Origin of the sequence: Dyadobacter subterraneus (assembly GCF_015221875.1) — a bacterium.
Classification (GTDB): domain Bacteria; phylum Bacteroidota; class Bacteroidia; order Cytophagales; family Spirosomataceae; genus Dyadobacter; species Dyadobacter subterraneus.
Genome location: NZ_JACYGY010000001.1, coordinates 2312299 through 2328148 on the forward strand (window position 1 = coordinate 2312299; position 15850 = coordinate 2328148).

General features: G+C 43.8%; 12 protein-coding genes. 7 read left to right on the top strand and 5 right to left on the bottom strand.

Annotation, left to right across the window (positions count from 1 at the left end):
- Positions 1-15 precede the first annotated feature (15 nt).
- The 3 genes from IEE83_RS09605 (at position 16) to IEE83_RS09615 (ending at position 4334) form a co-directional block, all read left to right on the top strand.
- Positions 16-1176 carry a glycan-binding surface protein gene (locus IEE83_RS09605; RefSeq protein WP_194120371.1) on the top strand — a complete coding sequence of 387 codons (1161 nt, stop codon included), beginning with the start codon at positions 16-18 and terminating at the stop codon, positions 1174-1176.
- Between the two features lie 18 nt (positions 1177-1194).
- Positions 1195-2478 carry a hypothetical protein gene (locus tag IEE83_RS09610; RefSeq protein WP_194120372.1) on the top strand — a complete coding sequence of 428 codons (1284 nt, stop codon included), beginning with the start codon at positions 1195-1197 and terminating at the stop codon, positions 2476-2478.
- An 83-nt stretch (positions 2479-2561) separates the two neighbouring features.
- Positions 2562-4334, top strand: coding sequence for a hypothetical protein (locus tag IEE83_RS09615; RefSeq protein WP_228101749.1), 1773 nt, complete (start codon positions 2562-2564; stop codon positions 4332-4334).
- Between the two features lie 627 nt (positions 4335-4961).
- Here the strand turns inward: IEE83_RS09615 and IEE83_RS09620 are convergent.
- Entirely contained in the window at positions 4962-5339 is a 378-nt protein-coding gene (locus IEE83_RS09620; RefSeq protein WP_194120373.1) for a winged helix-turn-helix transcriptional regulator, read from the bottom strand.
- A gap of 101 nt (positions 5340-5440) precedes the next feature.
- On the opposite strand from IEE83_RS09620, the gene IEE83_RS09625 reads away from it, so the two are divergent.
- Positions 5441-6169, top strand: a complete 729-nt coding sequence (locus IEE83_RS09625) for an SDR family NAD(P)-dependent oxidoreductase (RefSeq protein ID WP_194120374.1) — start codon at positions 5441-5443, stop codon at positions 6167-6169.
- Positions 6170-6498: 329 nt separating this feature from the next.
- Here the strand turns inward: IEE83_RS09625 and IEE83_RS09630 are convergent, their stop codons facing one another.
- Both IEE83_RS09630 and IEE83_RS09635 read right to left on the bottom strand, forming a co-directional pair.
- The gene (locus IEE83_RS09630; protein ID WP_194120375.1) at positions 6499-7008 is read right to left on the bottom strand and encodes a DUF892 family protein; all 510 of its coding nucleotides are present in this window, start codon (positions 7006-7008) and stop codon (positions 6499-6501) included.
- Positions 7009-7011: 3 nt separating this feature from the next.
- The gene (locus tag IEE83_RS09635; protein WP_194120376.1) at positions 7012-7371 is read right to left on the bottom strand and encodes a response regulator transcription factor; all 360 of its coding nucleotides are present in this window, start codon (positions 7369-7371) and stop codon (positions 7012-7014) included.
- 668 nt (positions 7372-8039) lie between these two features.
- Here IEE83_RS09635 and IEE83_RS09640 point away from each other — a divergent pair.
- From IEE83_RS09640 to IEE83_RS09650, 3 genes are all read left to right on the top strand, one after another.
- Complete coding sequence (locus IEE83_RS09640; RefSeq protein ID WP_194120377.1) at positions 8040-9518, top strand: hypothetical protein; 1479 nt, start codon at positions 8040-8042, stop codon at positions 9516-9518.
- Between the two features lie 235 nt (positions 9519-9753).
- Positions 9754-11427, top strand: a complete 1674-nt coding sequence (locus tag IEE83_RS09645) for a cytochrome c peroxidase (protein WP_228101750.1) — start codon at positions 9754-9756, stop codon at positions 11425-11427.
- A 261-nt stretch (positions 11428-11688) separates the two neighbouring features.
- Positions 11689-13191: a choice-of-anchor I family protein gene (locus IEE83_RS09650; RefSeq protein ID WP_194120379.1), complete on the top strand. Its 1503-nt coding sequence runs from the start codon at positions 11689-11691 to the stop codon at positions 13189-13191.
- 128 nt (positions 13192-13319) lie between these two features.
- Here IEE83_RS09650 and IEE83_RS09655 read toward each other — a convergent pair whose 3' ends face one another.
- Positions 13320-14135: a ThuA domain-containing protein gene (locus IEE83_RS09655; RefSeq protein WP_194120380.1), complete on the bottom strand. Its 816-nt coding sequence runs from the start codon at positions 14133-14135 to the stop codon at positions 13320-13322.
- Positions 14136-14356: 221 nt separating this feature from the next.
- Positions 14357-15646, bottom strand: a complete 1290-nt coding sequence (locus tag IEE83_RS09660; protein ID WP_194120381.1) for an esterase-like activity of phytase family protein — start codon at positions 15644-15646, stop codon at positions 14357-14359.
- Between the last annotated feature and the right edge of the window lie 204 nt (positions 15647-15850).

Below are 15850 nucleotides of genomic sequence, written 5' to 3' on the forward strand. Positions count from 1 at the left end.
AAAAAGAATCATTCAATGAAAACGATATATCAATTCACTGTGCTGTTTGCCATAGTATGCGCAACAGCCGTTTTTACAATTTCCTGTTCGGAAGATGATCTGCCAAATGGCGGTGCTCCGAGTATCAGCTACGTGCGTGTTACAAAACCTGAATCTTCTGACTCGCTTTTGGTAGGTGCTTTTCAGGGGACCTTGATTGCGATTGTGGGTGAGAATTTACAGGACGCTTCGGAAATTTGGTTCAATGACCAGCGGGCCACCTTGACGCCAACTTATGTAACCAGCAAATCCATTCTGGTCAGTATCCCTAGCGTAATTCCGAAGGATATTACCAACAAGATGAAGATCGTATTTTCGGGCGGAGCGGTTCTGGAACACGATTTTATAGTGCAGATCAGTGAGCCTGTTTTGGCCAGTATGGCTTGTGAATATGTTGCTGCGGGTGAAGTTGCGACCATCAGCGGAGATTATTTTTATGAGCCTTTGACCGTTACGTTTGCAGGTGGTGCAAAGGGTGAGATTGTTTCTGTTGAAGCCAAAACGATAAGAGTACGTGTACCCGCAGGCGCTGCGGCCGGACAAATTACGGTAATCACCAATTTTGGAGAAACAAAATCAGATTTCTGGTTTCGTGATAACCGCAATATTTTCTTGAGCAGCGATCCTTTTACAGGCTGGTGGAATGAGAAGTACGTGGTTACCAAACCAGCAGAAGGTGATCCGGTGGCTATTAATGGAAATTATATCCGGGTTAAGGAGGCTATTGCCGGATGGGCATGGAAAGAAGTTGCCGGCGGCCCTCCGGATGCGATGGGTGCGATCAGCAAAAACGTACCCGACGAAGCGATTCTTAAACCTTCCGATTACAACCTGAAATTTGAGGTGAATACGGTGAAGCCTTACAATAATAACATGTTGAAAATCAATGTAGGATTGAGCAAGGATTTTGTCACAGATGCTTACCAATGGGCCCCGCCATATGACACCAAAGGGGAATGGAGGACAGTAATTATACCTTTTGAACAAATTGCTGCAAGCTACGAAGCGGCCGGTGTGAAAATGGCGGTAAGTCCGGCTGGCTATTATACCAGGTTGTTATTTCATGGAGGAGGAGATCTTGATGCGGACATTTCGCTAGACAATTTCCGTGTCGTTCCAAAAACAATTAAAAAATAGCCCTGTCCAGATATCAACATGAAAAAGGTAAGTAACAAGCGGTTTTTCAGCATCCTGTGCGTGATCATGTTTGCAGGTATTTTCATGGCCTGCAAGGAAGATGATGTTACTAAAACCAATGAAGTTAAGCTTTTAAGTTTCGGTCCCTCCGGTGTAAAACCTGGTGAGCAGATCAGTTTTATTGGTACTAATCTTGATAAAGTAACGGCCATCGAACTTAAAAATGCGACGGTGCCAAGTTCTGCTTTTGTGAAGCAGTCTTCAGAACTGATCGTTTTGGTTGTACCCAATGAGACATCGGAAGGAACAGTTACTTTGAAAACTTCTGCGGGAGATATTGTGTCTAAAACAATTTTGAGTTTTGAGGTTGCTGTTAAAATTGAGTCAGTACCGGTATCGGCGCGTCCCGGTGAAAATATTACCATCAAAGGTCAATATCTAAACTGGATCAAAGAAGTGCGTTTTGCAAAAGACACGGCCGTCATTAAATTCGTAAGCCAAACTTTAAACGAATTGGTAGTAACCGTCCCTTTTGGCGCGCAGACCGGGCCGCTTATTTTTTCAGCGGGTGGTACAGAGCCTTTGACCATTGAAACGGAAAAGGATCTGGTTATTGCCTTGCCAACGCTGAAATCAATAGCGCCAAATCCCGCTGAAAGAGAAAAAGAGCTGACTATTACCGGTACAAATCTGGACCTGGTACAAGGGGTTTTACTAAAAGGTCTGACAGCGCCTGTTACTGAGTTTGTATCAAAAACTGCTGCGCAACTCGTGATAAAAATCCCTAAAACAGCTAATAAAGGAATTGTTACATTGGTTGCTTATTCAGGTATCACAATTGAATCGGCGGATGCTTTAAAATTTGTTGGAGACCTGCCTGATCTTGCGCCGTTAAAATATGCCATTTATGAAGATGCCCTAATGAACGGCTGGTCAAACTGGGGATGGGGAAGCACGGCAGATTTTGCCAGTACTGACAACGTCCGGGAAGGTAACAATGCTGCAAAAATGACGTTCACCGGTGCCTGGGGCGCTTTGAAATTTGCAGGCGCAAGTGTTGCGACGGCCAGTTATTCAGAGATTACTTTCTCAGTATTTGGTCTTCCGGGAACAGAAGGGAAAAAACTGAACGTAGTTGCCAATACAGCAAGTCCTTTTGTAATTATCCTGAAAGAAGGGGTCTGGACGGAATATAAACTTAGTAAGTCTGATCTTGGAAATCCTGCCACGATCACAGAATTAATGTTTCAGGAAACGGGCTGGTCTGGCTCTGTTTACCTGGATCATATTGGTTTGAGATAATTTACGCTTACCCTCTCTAAGAATAGGCAAAGGGTACCTTTGGTACCTTTTGCTTCTACTATTCCTACGCCCTTACCTAAATAATGCTGGCTGACCGCCGGCTTAAAATCAATTCAACGATGCGGGTTGCAAAGAAATATTTATCAAGAATCATGCTGCCCTTATGGCTAATGATTCTTATTTTTTCCTGTAAAAAGACAGATGTGATTTCACAGGATCCCAAGCCAACGGATCAGCAGATAAAACCTGCAAAAGATCCGGAAAATGCCAAGACCATGGGACTTTTTATAGACAGCTGGCTGCCCAAGACTTTCATGGTCCCGGGTTTTACCCAGTCTGATATCCCTGCGTCAGCAGCTGTAACGGTTACGGTCGATGCCTCGGAAGTCATGACTAAAATTCTACCGACCAGTTTTGGCCACAATGCCAATACCTGGATGACGCCGATGGTAACCGAGCCTGTTTTTATGAACCATATTACCAATCTGAAACCTAACATCATCCGTTTTCCGGCAGGAAGCGGAAGCGATGTTTACTTCTGGAATGCAAAGCCCGGTTCATTACCAGCAGATGTCCCGACTTTGCTAACCGATAAAGATAACACTAAAAAAGACCCGGGTTATGGTTTTGGAAAAACAAATGATAACTGGCGCGCGTCGCTGGATAATTATTATGATGTGCTGCGACAAAGCGGTAGCAAAGGCGTGTTGACCATGAATTATGGTTATGCCCGTTACGGAACAAGTGCCAATCCGGTAGCAACAGCCGCGCATCTTGCAGCCGATTGGGTACGATATGATAAAGGGCGGACACAGTACTGGGAAATCGGTAACGAAAATTATGGCGACTGGGAGTGGGGATACCGCATTGATGTTTCGAAAAATAAGGATGGACAGCCTGAATATTTGACCGGCAAACTTTACGCGCAGCACTTCAAAGTTTTTGCCGATTCCATGCGGAAGGCGGCTGCGGAAGTAGGTGCAAAAATCAGTATTGGTGCTGTCATGTACGAATCAGAGCCTGAATCCTGGCAGACCAACACCGTCAAAACATGGAACGGGGGAATGCTTACCGAGGCAGCTGATAAACCGGATTTTTACATTGTCCATAATTATTTTACACCCTACGAGCAAAATTCGACTGCCGCGGTTATTCTGGACGCTGCACTTTCCCAGCCGGCAAAAATGATGAATTATGTTACCCAAACCATTACTTCAAGTGGGGCTGCGGTAAAACCCATTGCGATGACCGAATGGAACATGTGGGCCAAAAGCTCCAAACAACAGGTTTCCAATGTCAGCGGTGTTTTCGCCGCGCTTGTTGTTGGCGAATCGCTTGTCAATAAATATGGTCTTGCCGCCCGGTGGGATCTGCTCAATTTCTGGGCTGATGGAGATGATCATGGGCTTTTTAGTGACGGCAATGAGCCAAACGTGGCCAAATGGACACCAAGACCCTCATTTTATTACCTTTATTTTCTTCAAAAAACCATCGGAGACAGACTGGTGAAATCCGTGGTGCAAGCAGGAAATACCGCCATTAAATCCTATGCTTCCACATTCTCTTCCGGAGAAGCAAATGTAACGCTTGTCAATATTTCTAACTTTTCTCAGAGTGTTGAGGTGAAATTTGAAAATCTAAAAAAAGGTGACCGTTACTATTGGTATAGTCTTGAAGGGAGCAGTGACAATGGCGAGTTTTCAAGAAAAGTATTGATCAACGGCTCTGGACCGTTAGGCCTAGCTGGCGGTCCGTCAGATTATATGACCTTAAAAGCGAAATCTGCCTTGACAAAAAATGGCATAAGGGTAATTATTCCAGCAAGAGGTATGGTCACCATGGTTGTTGACAAGTAAACGGTAAATTTTTAGGTTAGGTATCTGACAAAGATATTTTCCTCAATTTTGCCAGCTTAGCAGCTGTGACCAGATGATTAACACTACCAATGCCGTTCAATCCTGGATTTTGATTGCAAGAATTTCTCTGGTGTCGATGGGTTCGGCCATTTTTTTTCTATCAGATTAAAATCCGCAGATAGCGTTCTAATGCAGCTAGGCAGGACCTGTTCAAAGCGGCGTTGAATATAGTCTGGACATTACGACGGCCAGAAGCGAAGATAACAAAACGCTGATCTTACCAGTAATCGATCCTTGCGCAGAACCTGTTAAGGCAAATATAGAACTGAAAGATTTTAAAGCCCGCCAGCCACCGGCTGAAACCTACACGCTCTTGGGCCTTTTGACAGCGAGCAGCACACCAGCTGAACCCGCGGACTATAAACTCAAAAGGCCACCCTGGTATCTAGTGGTTCTGCGCCAGCTTAAGACCTTCCTGCCAATTCATACGCCATTATTAGATTTAGAAATAGAGGAATAAAACATGTCATTAGGTTGGCTGCAAGTCGTTTGGGTGTCGTTAAGACTTATATCCAGGCGGCCAAAACACTCATTGTGCCAAAATAACCCGAAAGCAAAATCAACCCTTTATTTAGGGTGATTAATTATTATTTTCTCCCGGTGACCGATTCCCCAGCGGATCATCGCCTGAACAACCTCCCTAAGCGAACTGCTATAGGGAGCTAACTGGTATTCCACGATTACAGGGGTAGCAGCAGTCGTAACATTACGATGTATAAAACCATTTAATTCCAGATCTTTCAGCTCATTTGACAGTACGCGAGGAGAGATATTACCAAGTTTGCGCTGAAGAACATTGAATCTTAACGGCCCTTCCGACAAGGCCACAATGATCTGCAATTTCCATTTTCCGCCAATAGCATAAAACGTGTCTGCAATTGATCTGAGATAAATAGCGCAGGAATTTTCCTGCGCGCTGCCAGGGCTACAATCTTCAAGGTTCATAATGATAACTATTATAAAGGATAGTACTATCCTTTATATTACTACTGCTTTTTTAATAGCGAAGATAAGTAGTTTTGCCCGGAACAAATAATAAAAATATCATGAAAATTGCATTGATTACAGGGGTGAGCCGCAAAGAGGGCATCGGATTTGAAACGGCTAGACAATTGGGTTTAAAAAATTACAAGGTAGTAATAGCAGCAAGGCAATTAGGTAAAGCCAGCGCATTATGTTCTGAACTGATTTTACTGGGTATAGACGCGGATGCTGTTGAAATGGATCTGACGGATGAAGCAAGCGTTGGCGCCGCTTCGAAACAATTGGAAGCGAAGTATGGAAGAATTGACGTACTGATCAACAATGCAGCAGTGATGCTGCATTCCACAGCCACGATTGCCGGAAAAGACCTTGCAGAACTATCACAGGAACTAGAAACCAATATCACAGGGACTTGGAGAGTTACCCAGTATATCCTTCCACTTCTGATCAAAAGTGATCATGGGCGGATTGTTAATATATCAAGCACCATGGGATCCATTACCGAGCCGGGCTGGGGATTACTTGATTACAGCAGAGGCCCTATACCTGCGTATTCAATCACCAAGCTCGCTTTGAACGGCCTTACCATTAAAATGGCCAAAGAGTTTAAAGATCATCATATTCTGGTAAATGCTGTTTGTCCGGGTTTCACAGCGACCTATCCCGAAATGGAAGAAATGGGCGCAAGGCCGGTGCGGGAAAGTGTCGAAGGTGTAGTCTGGGCGGCAACGTTGGAAGATGATGGACCTACCGGTGAATTTTTTAGAGATAAAAAGGCGGTCGCCTGGTAGTCTTGCTGTAATAAAGATCTAGGGCTATTCACTACTCAAAATAAGGACAGTCGTCAATGATGGGCGGCTGTCCTTATTTTTGTTTGGAATATTTCACTTGGCTGAAAGCCTTTTTAGGTAGTATCAAATGACAATGTGTAATGGTCAAAGACAAATGCATCACCTTGCAGCGGCTCCGCAGGACATGCCTACAATTCTTTTCAACAAAGGGCTGACATTGTTTTAGCGCAAATATTTACATTTATGTATATATTATTTAAGCAGTCCTTCTTTTGTTAACCCTATATGAAAGTAATACGCTTCAAAAAGCGAGTACGGTTATGATTTAATCACACAGTGGAAATATATTTTGCATTGATAAGCAGAAACAGCGTCCGGTCTGCTTTGGCATCCTGATAGTTACGTTTTATCAGATCTTTAATTTGGTCATTTTTTAATTTGACAGACGCCATTTCGAGTATTTGAAAGGAAGCCATTTCAATACTTTCAATATTATGTAAATAAAAAAGGATCGACATATCTCTTAATTCCGGATTTGTCTGATATACTTTAATGTCATTGAAAGAATCTTCAAGCAGTCCCTGTAATCCAGCAGAATGGCCACTGCTAAAATCGGTCGAAAGAATCTGAAATATTTTATCCATCCGTATAATCTGCTTTTTGACGGCTTCGATCGTATCCTTGATAGCCTCTTGCAGGTCGGAAAAATGCACACTTGTCAATAAAGAAGGCAATTCTTCTACCAGTAACTTCTTGGCTGCATAAATTTTATTAAGATGAAAAATGAAGAATTTTTCTAGGTCCGCTTTATCAACGTCCATCTGATCGGTATCTCTCATATTTTAGGATAGGTATTTGTTAACTTGTGACATAAGCGTTGTTAACTCATATGGCTTTTTTAGATACATATCTGCTTGGCATTCACTGGCAATTTCAGCAAGATTATATTCAGCAGAAACAAGGACCACCGGCAGATTTTTTGTTTCCCCGGCGGTTTTGAGTTGTTTACAAAGATAAGCGCCCGAGTCCGAAACACCATTTAGTCTCACATCAAGTAAAATTAAATCAGGATGAAGAATTTGAATATAGTCTGTACTCAGAACGACCCTGGAATAAATTACATCATGGCCGGAATCGCGAAAAACAATTTTCAACAGTTCCAACATATCCTCATCGTCCTCAATTATTAAAATCTTTTTCATCAGCCGCTAAGGAATAAGTGTACTGTATGACTTTCAAATACTATGCCAGCATAAAGATATACTTAATTTGAAATTAGATACTAAATTCCTGTAGGGTGTAGATTTGAATAGAAGCCTGCCAGCCAGAAAAAATAGCGCAGCCGGTCCTCAGAAGCCAAATCAGTGATGTGGAATTGGCAAAAGCTTTCGGACCTAAGTTATGTGCTTTGGGAATTTTCCGGGATGATTTAAGAAGCCATTTGCCCCCTGTATGATCCAAGAAGATAAGGCAGCCGATGCTTGCAAACACCAGGGTCATCCAATCGGTGATACTGTTATCATCAAACGAAAAAAGATGCAGTTGACAATTTTAACTCCTATGTTGCAGTTTAAATTCAAGACTCACTCAGTTGCATCCTTATAGGATTTGATAAAACCCGGCAAATCATCCCCCGACAGCCAGGCCAGCGTCGTGGTCGAAGAAAGCCACCTTCCAGTCTTGGGCATCAAAGAAATATCTTGACTGGCTTAGCGCATCTGTTACAAAATCTAAGTAAACCAACTGCGTTAAAAACAGTTACTTTGCCTTTGTTTTAATGGTATTTTAATCTTAACAAACTGATAATACTGGTTTGATTTTTCAGCGGCTGCAATACATTTACTTTGTGAGTAATATAACAAAACTCACCATGCTCACGAAAAAAAATCTACTTCCTTCCGCAGCCTTGTTAAGCCTTTTGGTATTGGCAGGCTGTGAAGACCACCGTATGGCCGATAGTCCGGACATCGTAGTGCAAAACCGCTCAGTTACCCCGGTTCTTGCAAAATTTCTACCTGGCGCTTCGAATGGACGGATTGGAGCCAGCGGACTTTCGATGTACTCGCTGTTAAGCAGCGATGACGTGCTGGAACAATCCCCGAAATATGTATTCGGAGGTTCGGCCGATGGCGCAGGAATATTCCAAAATCCGGACGGGAATTATACGATTCTTGTTAACAACGAGGACAACTTTGCAGTATCACGCATTACACTTGACAAAACATTTAAACCTGTTAAGGGTGAGTATGTGTTAAACTCTGACGGAGGTACCTGGCGTTTATGTTCTGCAACGCTTGCAACACCGCTTGAACATGGATTCGGTCCTGTCTTTTTAACCTGTGGAGAAAGCGGACAGGAGTCGCGCACCCACGCGCTTCGGGTAGACGCTGATGCAAACCAATCCGGTATTTCCAGGGAAGTGGCAGGACTTGGCCGCTGGAGCGCAGAGAATGCGCTGCCATTACCCAAAACAGCTTACCCGGGGAAAACCATTATCCTGATCGGTGATGATGATTCGGATGTAAACGGCGGACAACTTGCCATGTATGCGTCCAATACCGTTGGTGATCTTGAAAACGGAACGCTTTATATGCTGAAACGTTCAGATAATAATCAAAAGGAAATGGACATGAAGCCCGGATCGGTTTATGACGTCGAATTTACAAAAATTGATAATCATAAGACTCTGACAGGAGCGCAGATTAATGCAAAGGTCAATGAGCTGAAGGGTATAAAATTTGGCAGGGTTGAAGATGTTGATTACCGTAAGGGTTCGGCAGCGAACGGGCGTGAAGTGATTTTCGCAGTAACAGGCCAGGATAATTCCGGTGTGAACGCCGACTATTCACGCTCAAAATACGGCCGTATATACCGTTTGGTGATGGATGCTCAGGACCCGGCCAAGGGAAAACTGGAAGTATTACTGGATGGCGATGACCGCCAGGGTATTGCCAAAACATTTCAAGATCCTGATAATGTTTGTGTGACGACCAATTATGTATACATTATGGAAGATCCTAATGGTTATGGTGATGAAAAGCATGATGGGTATGTCTATCAATATAACTTAAATACAAGACAACTAACACCCATTATTGAAATTGACCACCGCCGCACCGAAGCAGATGCTGCAAAATATAACGTAGGCGGTACTTCTAAATTCGGCTCGTGGGAATCCAGTGGAATGATCGACGTTTCTGATGTGACAGGCCGGCCGAATACCTTTATGCTTGGCATTCAGGCGCATACCTGGAGAGGCGACAAGTACAAAGGTGTTGACGGAGGTTCGGTCCGCAAAAATGAGGACCAGGCAAGTCAGTTAATACTTATTGAAGGTTTGCCGCGCTAGGCTGCAAGAAAATTGCTGCGCCTGACTGGACATTGTGCCGGTCAGGCGCACTACTTTATAACAGTCATTCATTACTTTCAGACGATCTATGTTTTCTAAGTCTTTGCAGGTGCTAAGCAACTGCCGGAACTGCTGGATTTTAATCCTGTTTTTGTTTGCCTTTTGTGCCAGCTGTCGCAAGGACCCGGCCTCAGGCGGCATGCCCACCCGCGCCCAAATGGTCAAGCAGGTTTTTATGCAGGATTTAAACAAACTTGATTCTGCGGCCAGCACACTTTATTCTGATTTAAAAACGGGCCGGGCGGATACCGCAGTTCAAAACGCCTTTCGCAAAGCAAGACTTGCCTATAAAAGAATTGAATTTATTTCCGCTTATTACAGTCCGGAAACAACAAAAGCGCTTAACGGGCCTAATATTCCTGAGGTAGATGACGATCTGCGCGTGAACCCGCCTCAGGGATTTCAGGTGCTGGAAGAGCTTGTATTTCCGGCTGTTGAACCCGGTTCCAGGTCAGAGGCGCTTGAAATTGTGACTGTGCTGCGCTCCCAAATCAACCGGCTCCGCAAAATTTCAGAAAGCAATGAGTTGACTGACAGTCATGTATTTGATGCAATGCGGCTGGAAATCTTCCGGCTACAAACACTGGGTATCACCGGGTTTGACTCACCCGTAGCCTTTCATTCCATGCCTGAGGCTGCCAGTGCCTTGCAGGCACTCCAAAGCCAGCTGCACATTTATGAGCTGGAAAAAAAAGACAGGAACCTTGCTGCAAGACTAAACAATGCTTTTGATAAAGCGGTCGCAAAGCTTCAAAAAGCAACCGATTTTGACTCCTTTGACAGGCTTGATTTTATAAAAAATGATGCAAACGCTTTAAGCGCTCTTCTGTTGGATGCACAAAACACTCTGGGCATTGCTGTCTTTTCCGAGAACCGTCTTTTGGCTCCATCGGCCAGAACGCTCACAGACTCGGGTGTTTACAACACCAATTATTTCGTCAATCTGGATGAGCAGCGTGCCACGCCGGGTAAAGTTACACTGGGCAGGATGCTTTTTTTTAACCCGGTTCTCTCCTCAGGTGCGGGCCGCAGCTGCGCGAGTTGTCATCAGCCTGAGAAGGCTTTTAGTGATGGCGAAACGAAAAGTTTTGCAATCGGCACCGACGGGCGGCGTATCAGCCGTAATGCGCCGACGCTTCTGAATGCAGGACTGCAGGCGGTTCAGTTTGCCGATTCCAGGGTCGCATTTCTGGAAGACCAGGCAACAGATGTGATACAGAATAAACAGGAGATGCATGGCTCGCTTCCCCTGGCAGTAAAAGCGCTTAGACAGAACCCTGAGTACGCTGGTTTATTTTCTGAACACTACAAGGATGGGGTGACTGAATCAAACCTTAAGAATGCAATTGCCAGCTATATCCGTTCGCTTACTGCGCCACAGTCCAGTCTTGATACGTATTTTCAGGGCGGGCCAGACATGTTAACCATCCAGCAAAAAAAGGGCTTTAACGTTTTTATGGGTAAAGGCAAATGTGCCACCTGTCACTTTTTTCCCTTGTTCAACGGGACTGTACCACCATTTTACCAGGAGACAGAAAGTGAGGTATTGGGTGTTCCCGCGACTGTCTCCGGCAAAAACGTCGATGCGGACCTTGGCAAATTTATGCTTACCAAAAGGGAACCTCACCGCTATGCTTTCAAGACACCGACAGTAAGACAAATTTCAAAGACAGGCCCTTACATGCATAACGGCGTATATAAAACACTCCAGCAGGTGGTAGACTTTTATGACCAGGGTGGGGGAAATGGTCTTGGATTTAAACTCTCAAATCAAACCCTTCCGTTTGACCGGCTGAATCTGTCAAACGCCGAAAAAAATGCGCTGATTGCTTTTATGCGTATTTTGTAATGGTTGCAGCAGTTAAGCTTTGTCTTTTTAAGATTCGGTGCACTGCCAGGCTGAGGCCATAAAGATTTTGCAGCGTATGTTTTGAAACTAATTTTTGTTTTAAATCTAGCTGAACTATCTTGATTGATAAACAGGTTAATTAAAAGATAGCAAAGCCTGTCAAAAAGATTTAGTAAGATTAAAAAATTGTTACGCTTTTGAGATTCAAATATTTCAAACTGCACCATGAGTATTTTTGAGACTTAACTACTCACAAATCTCATGTTGCAAAAAATTACCATTCCTGGCATTACTTTGTTTGCCCTTTTAGTGATCGGATGTACCGATCATCATATCGAGGAGCCTGTCAATGAAAATCCGGCTTCTTTTAAAGAAGTGGCGGCCATAGACCTTGGCGGCACCGCGGCTTCTGAAATATCAGCTTATGATCCGTCGACCAAACGGCTCTTTACAGTTAATAACGAGGCCTCTGCGCTTGTGGATGTGCTGGACCTGTCATCTTTTCCTAATATTACCAAACTGCAGCCAATCAATGTTTCGGCCTTAGGTGGTGTTGCCAATAGTGTAGCCATTTCTGAGGGGAAACTGGCAATCGCTTTGGAAGCAACCAACAAACAGGCTAACGGAAGTGTTATTGTTGTGAACACTTCAACGCTTGCTCAGATCAAACAAATTCAAGTAGGCGCTCTACCTGACATGGTAACATTCAGTCCTGATGGCAGGTATATCGTGACTGCAAATGAAGGTGAACCCAGCGCGGATTACAGCGTTGATCCGGAAGGTTCTGTTTCCATTATTGACATTCAGGATAACTACGCTGTTAAAACATTAACATTTGGTGGTTTTGCCAGTTCTTACACCCAGCTGGCTGCAAACGGCTTCCGCATTTATGGTCCGGAAGCCAGTTTTGCACAGGACGTAGAACCAGAATACGTTGCAATTTCTTCCGATTCGAAGAAGGCATTTGTCACGCTTCAGGAAAATAACGGAATTGCTGAAATTGATCTTGTCAATGGAGTCATTTTAAAAATCAATCCCTTGGGTACCAAGGACTTTAATATTCTTTCAAATGCAGTTGACCCAAGTGACAAGGACAACAAAGTTGAGCTGGGACAATGGCCGGTAAAATCTTTCTTTTTACCTGACGCAATATCGTATTTTTCTGTCAACGGAGCCGGATATCTTATTACAGCCAATGAAGGAGATGCCCGTGAATATGCCGCTTTCGATGAGCAGGCCCGGGTGAGCACTTTAAAGCTTGATGCTACGGTTTTCCCTAACGCAGCAGCACTTAAATTACCTGAAAATCTCGGTCGTCTTCGTGTAACCAGTACCATGGGTGATACAGATAAGGACGGCGACTATGATGTTCTTTATGGTTTTGGAGGCAGGGGTTTTAGCATTTTTAATGCAGCCAGCGGCCAGCTTACCTATGAGTCAGGAAAAGGTCTGGAGCAGGAAGTAATCAAGGCTAATATCTATGATGATGACCGTTCTGACGATAAAGGCGTAGAGCCTGAGGGCGTTACTGTGAGTGTGATGAATGGGAAACCAATTGCATTCATCGCGCTTGAGCGCGTTGATGCCATCGCAGTTTATGATCTGAGTGATCCTGCAAGTCCTAAATTTTTGCAGATGATTAAAACGGGCGACGCTCCGGAAGGAATTTTGTTTGTAGCCGCCGATAAAAGTCCAAATGGAAAAGTAATGCTGGTTTCAAGTAATGAGGGCGATGGGACAGTGAAGTTCTATCAGGCCAATTAAAATAAATTCAGAGGAAATTAGTAATGAGAAAATACTGGGCAGTTTTGTCCAGTATTTTTTTTCATTTTTATAAAGTTTTTGGCCTGTGGTCCAGCTGAGCCCAGAAGCTATAATAATCTGATTGCTAATCATAAATCCCCTGCCCACTGTATACCACCCATGATATGTTCCAGTGAATACTTATCTTCAAATGTTTGGGAGGTGTGCCCGATTGCGGAGTAAAACATTCGTCCTTTTCCGATTAAATTAGTCCAGCAGATCGGGTGATCTCCTTTCATATTTTGTGGCCAGATCGAGCGGTATGAACTTTCGTTTAGTGAAAGCAGAATTTGAATGTTGGCTCTGTTTCTGATCACGTCTTTAAAATTGTACCATTCATCTTTCTTATACCAACGTGCCGGTAAATGTTTAGTCGCCAGATGGTTTTTCTCTTCGGTGATAATTTCAGCGGAAGTAATCTGACTTGGAATCAGGGTATGACTTTTAAAGCGTGTGCCCAGCAGGCTCGTATACCAGATCCAATGGTGTTCGCAGTCAGCAGCGGAATGGATTCCTGCATAGCCACCTCCGGATTCGATGTAATTTTCAAATACTCTTTTTTGATCGTCTTTTAATATGGAACCTGTTGTGTTCAAAAAGACGACCACCTTTACAGATGCCAGGTTGCTTCTGCTAAAAAAGGCCGCGTCCTCTGTCACATAGGTAGACCATCCGCGCTTGTAGGCTTCGCTGGTAATGGACATGATGCCAGCACCAATGGACTTATGGCGATATCCATTTGTTTTTGAAAATATGACTATATCTGCCCCGGAGAATTTTTCAGGATCTGTACGCAGGTGGATAGCTGATTTTTGCTGCCAGGGCCACTTGGGAGCTTTCCAGAGCAGGTAAATAGCTGTGACCGCCGTAATACAGGCTAATAGATAAATGAAAGGCTTGATCATTTGATTATTAATGCGGGAATTGAAAAATCGTGATCCTATTGCAGCCTGCATGCCCTGGTAATGTGAGTATCCTGAATAAGGTTATTTTACCATCGTCTGCGGACGTTCACCAAGGCGCAAAAACATCCGGTCACAGCTTTTATTCAGGTACATCAGAAAGATCAAACCGCTGATGAATCATTTTCGCCAGCGGTCATGATCATTTTTTCAAACCAGTGTTTTTACCAAAGCGGCTGTTTTAATTTAATAAAATAGATCCTGTTTTTATCGACTTTTCCCGTCGCCGGAAGGATTTTCGAAATGTAGGTGCCAGTTCCTGTAACACCAAAATCATCGTCATTTGAAACTGCGATTGTGGTTGAATTAATGATTGCCATACCTTCTGCCTTATCATGAGGATAAAGGGAAGAAATATCAGTCATAAGATCTGCTACCAGCGTCTTGGTCACTGGGGTAATACCGTTTGATGATAGAGCGGCTGCTGTTTTTAGCTCTTCAACAGTGGAGCTGCCATATAGTTTACCTTTCGCGCCATTGGAAGGATCGGAAATATCTGTGGCAGCGGAAATGTTAATTTTGTAGATTTTTTTAATAACCGTTGATCTGTTAGCGTCTGTTGCGTATTCACCGTCACGTTCCAGTACCAAAAATTCAGTATTACTGATTGCTACAATTTCGCTGTTGGCCTGAAGATTAGCGCGGTCAATCAGATACACATATTCTTTGCTTGTTCCTTCCATAATATCGTAGGCAAGAATGCGGGTTACCAAAGATCCTGTTACAGCCGCAGCAGAAGGATTGTACAATGGAAACTGCATAATCCCGACAAGTGTTTTGCCATCCGGAGTTATGGTTAAGCCTTCCATACCGCGGTTGGGTCTTCTGCTGGCAAAAACCAGAGGGATTTTGCGGCCGCCTTTACCGCTTCCGAAAGGATTGATACGCTCGATGGTTTTACCATCGGCATCAAAATGAACCAGGTGCGGACCATACTCGTCACTGATCCAGAAGCTTCCATCCTGCGCCATAGCCATACCTTCCGAATCCAGACCATCTGCGCTGTTAGAGAGTGTTTTTCCTGCCAGATCCAGCGCTATCTCCCCGCTAAATCCCTGGCCGACCGGGTTAGGAAGACCGTTTAGTTTGTTTCCGTTTTCATTTTTAAGTTCAATTACTTTTTCCAGCGTAAGCTGATCTGCTGACAATCTGAATTTTCCGATTTGTGGGGCAAAATCTGGCGAAGCGAACACTTTGGAATTAGCAACCGTACCATCAATATTTGGGCCGCGGTCCGTCAAAAGATAAAAGACGTTATGATCCTTTGGGTCCTGAACCAGCGCTGAGCCGAAGCCGCCATTGTAAACATTGATGCCATTGGCAGTGGTGAGCACAACCGGGTTGGTGGCTTCTGCCATCTCTGGATAAGTAGTGTTTTCAATGTTGTGATCTGTGCATCCCAAAGACAGCATAACGGTTGAAAACGTTAGAAGCGAAGGTAAATTAAGTTTCATATTTTGTAGACCGGATTAAGTTTCTACAAAATTACGGTTACCTGTTTTATCTGTATATTAATAAATGATCTCAAAAATCAACAATTTGTGAAGTCTTGCAGCGGTGTAAAATCAATGAACCAAAAGCGGCGCGTTATAAACTTTACAAAAGCGGATTCGTCAAAAAAAACCGACAAAGGGAGTAAATTTATTGTTACCAAAAAA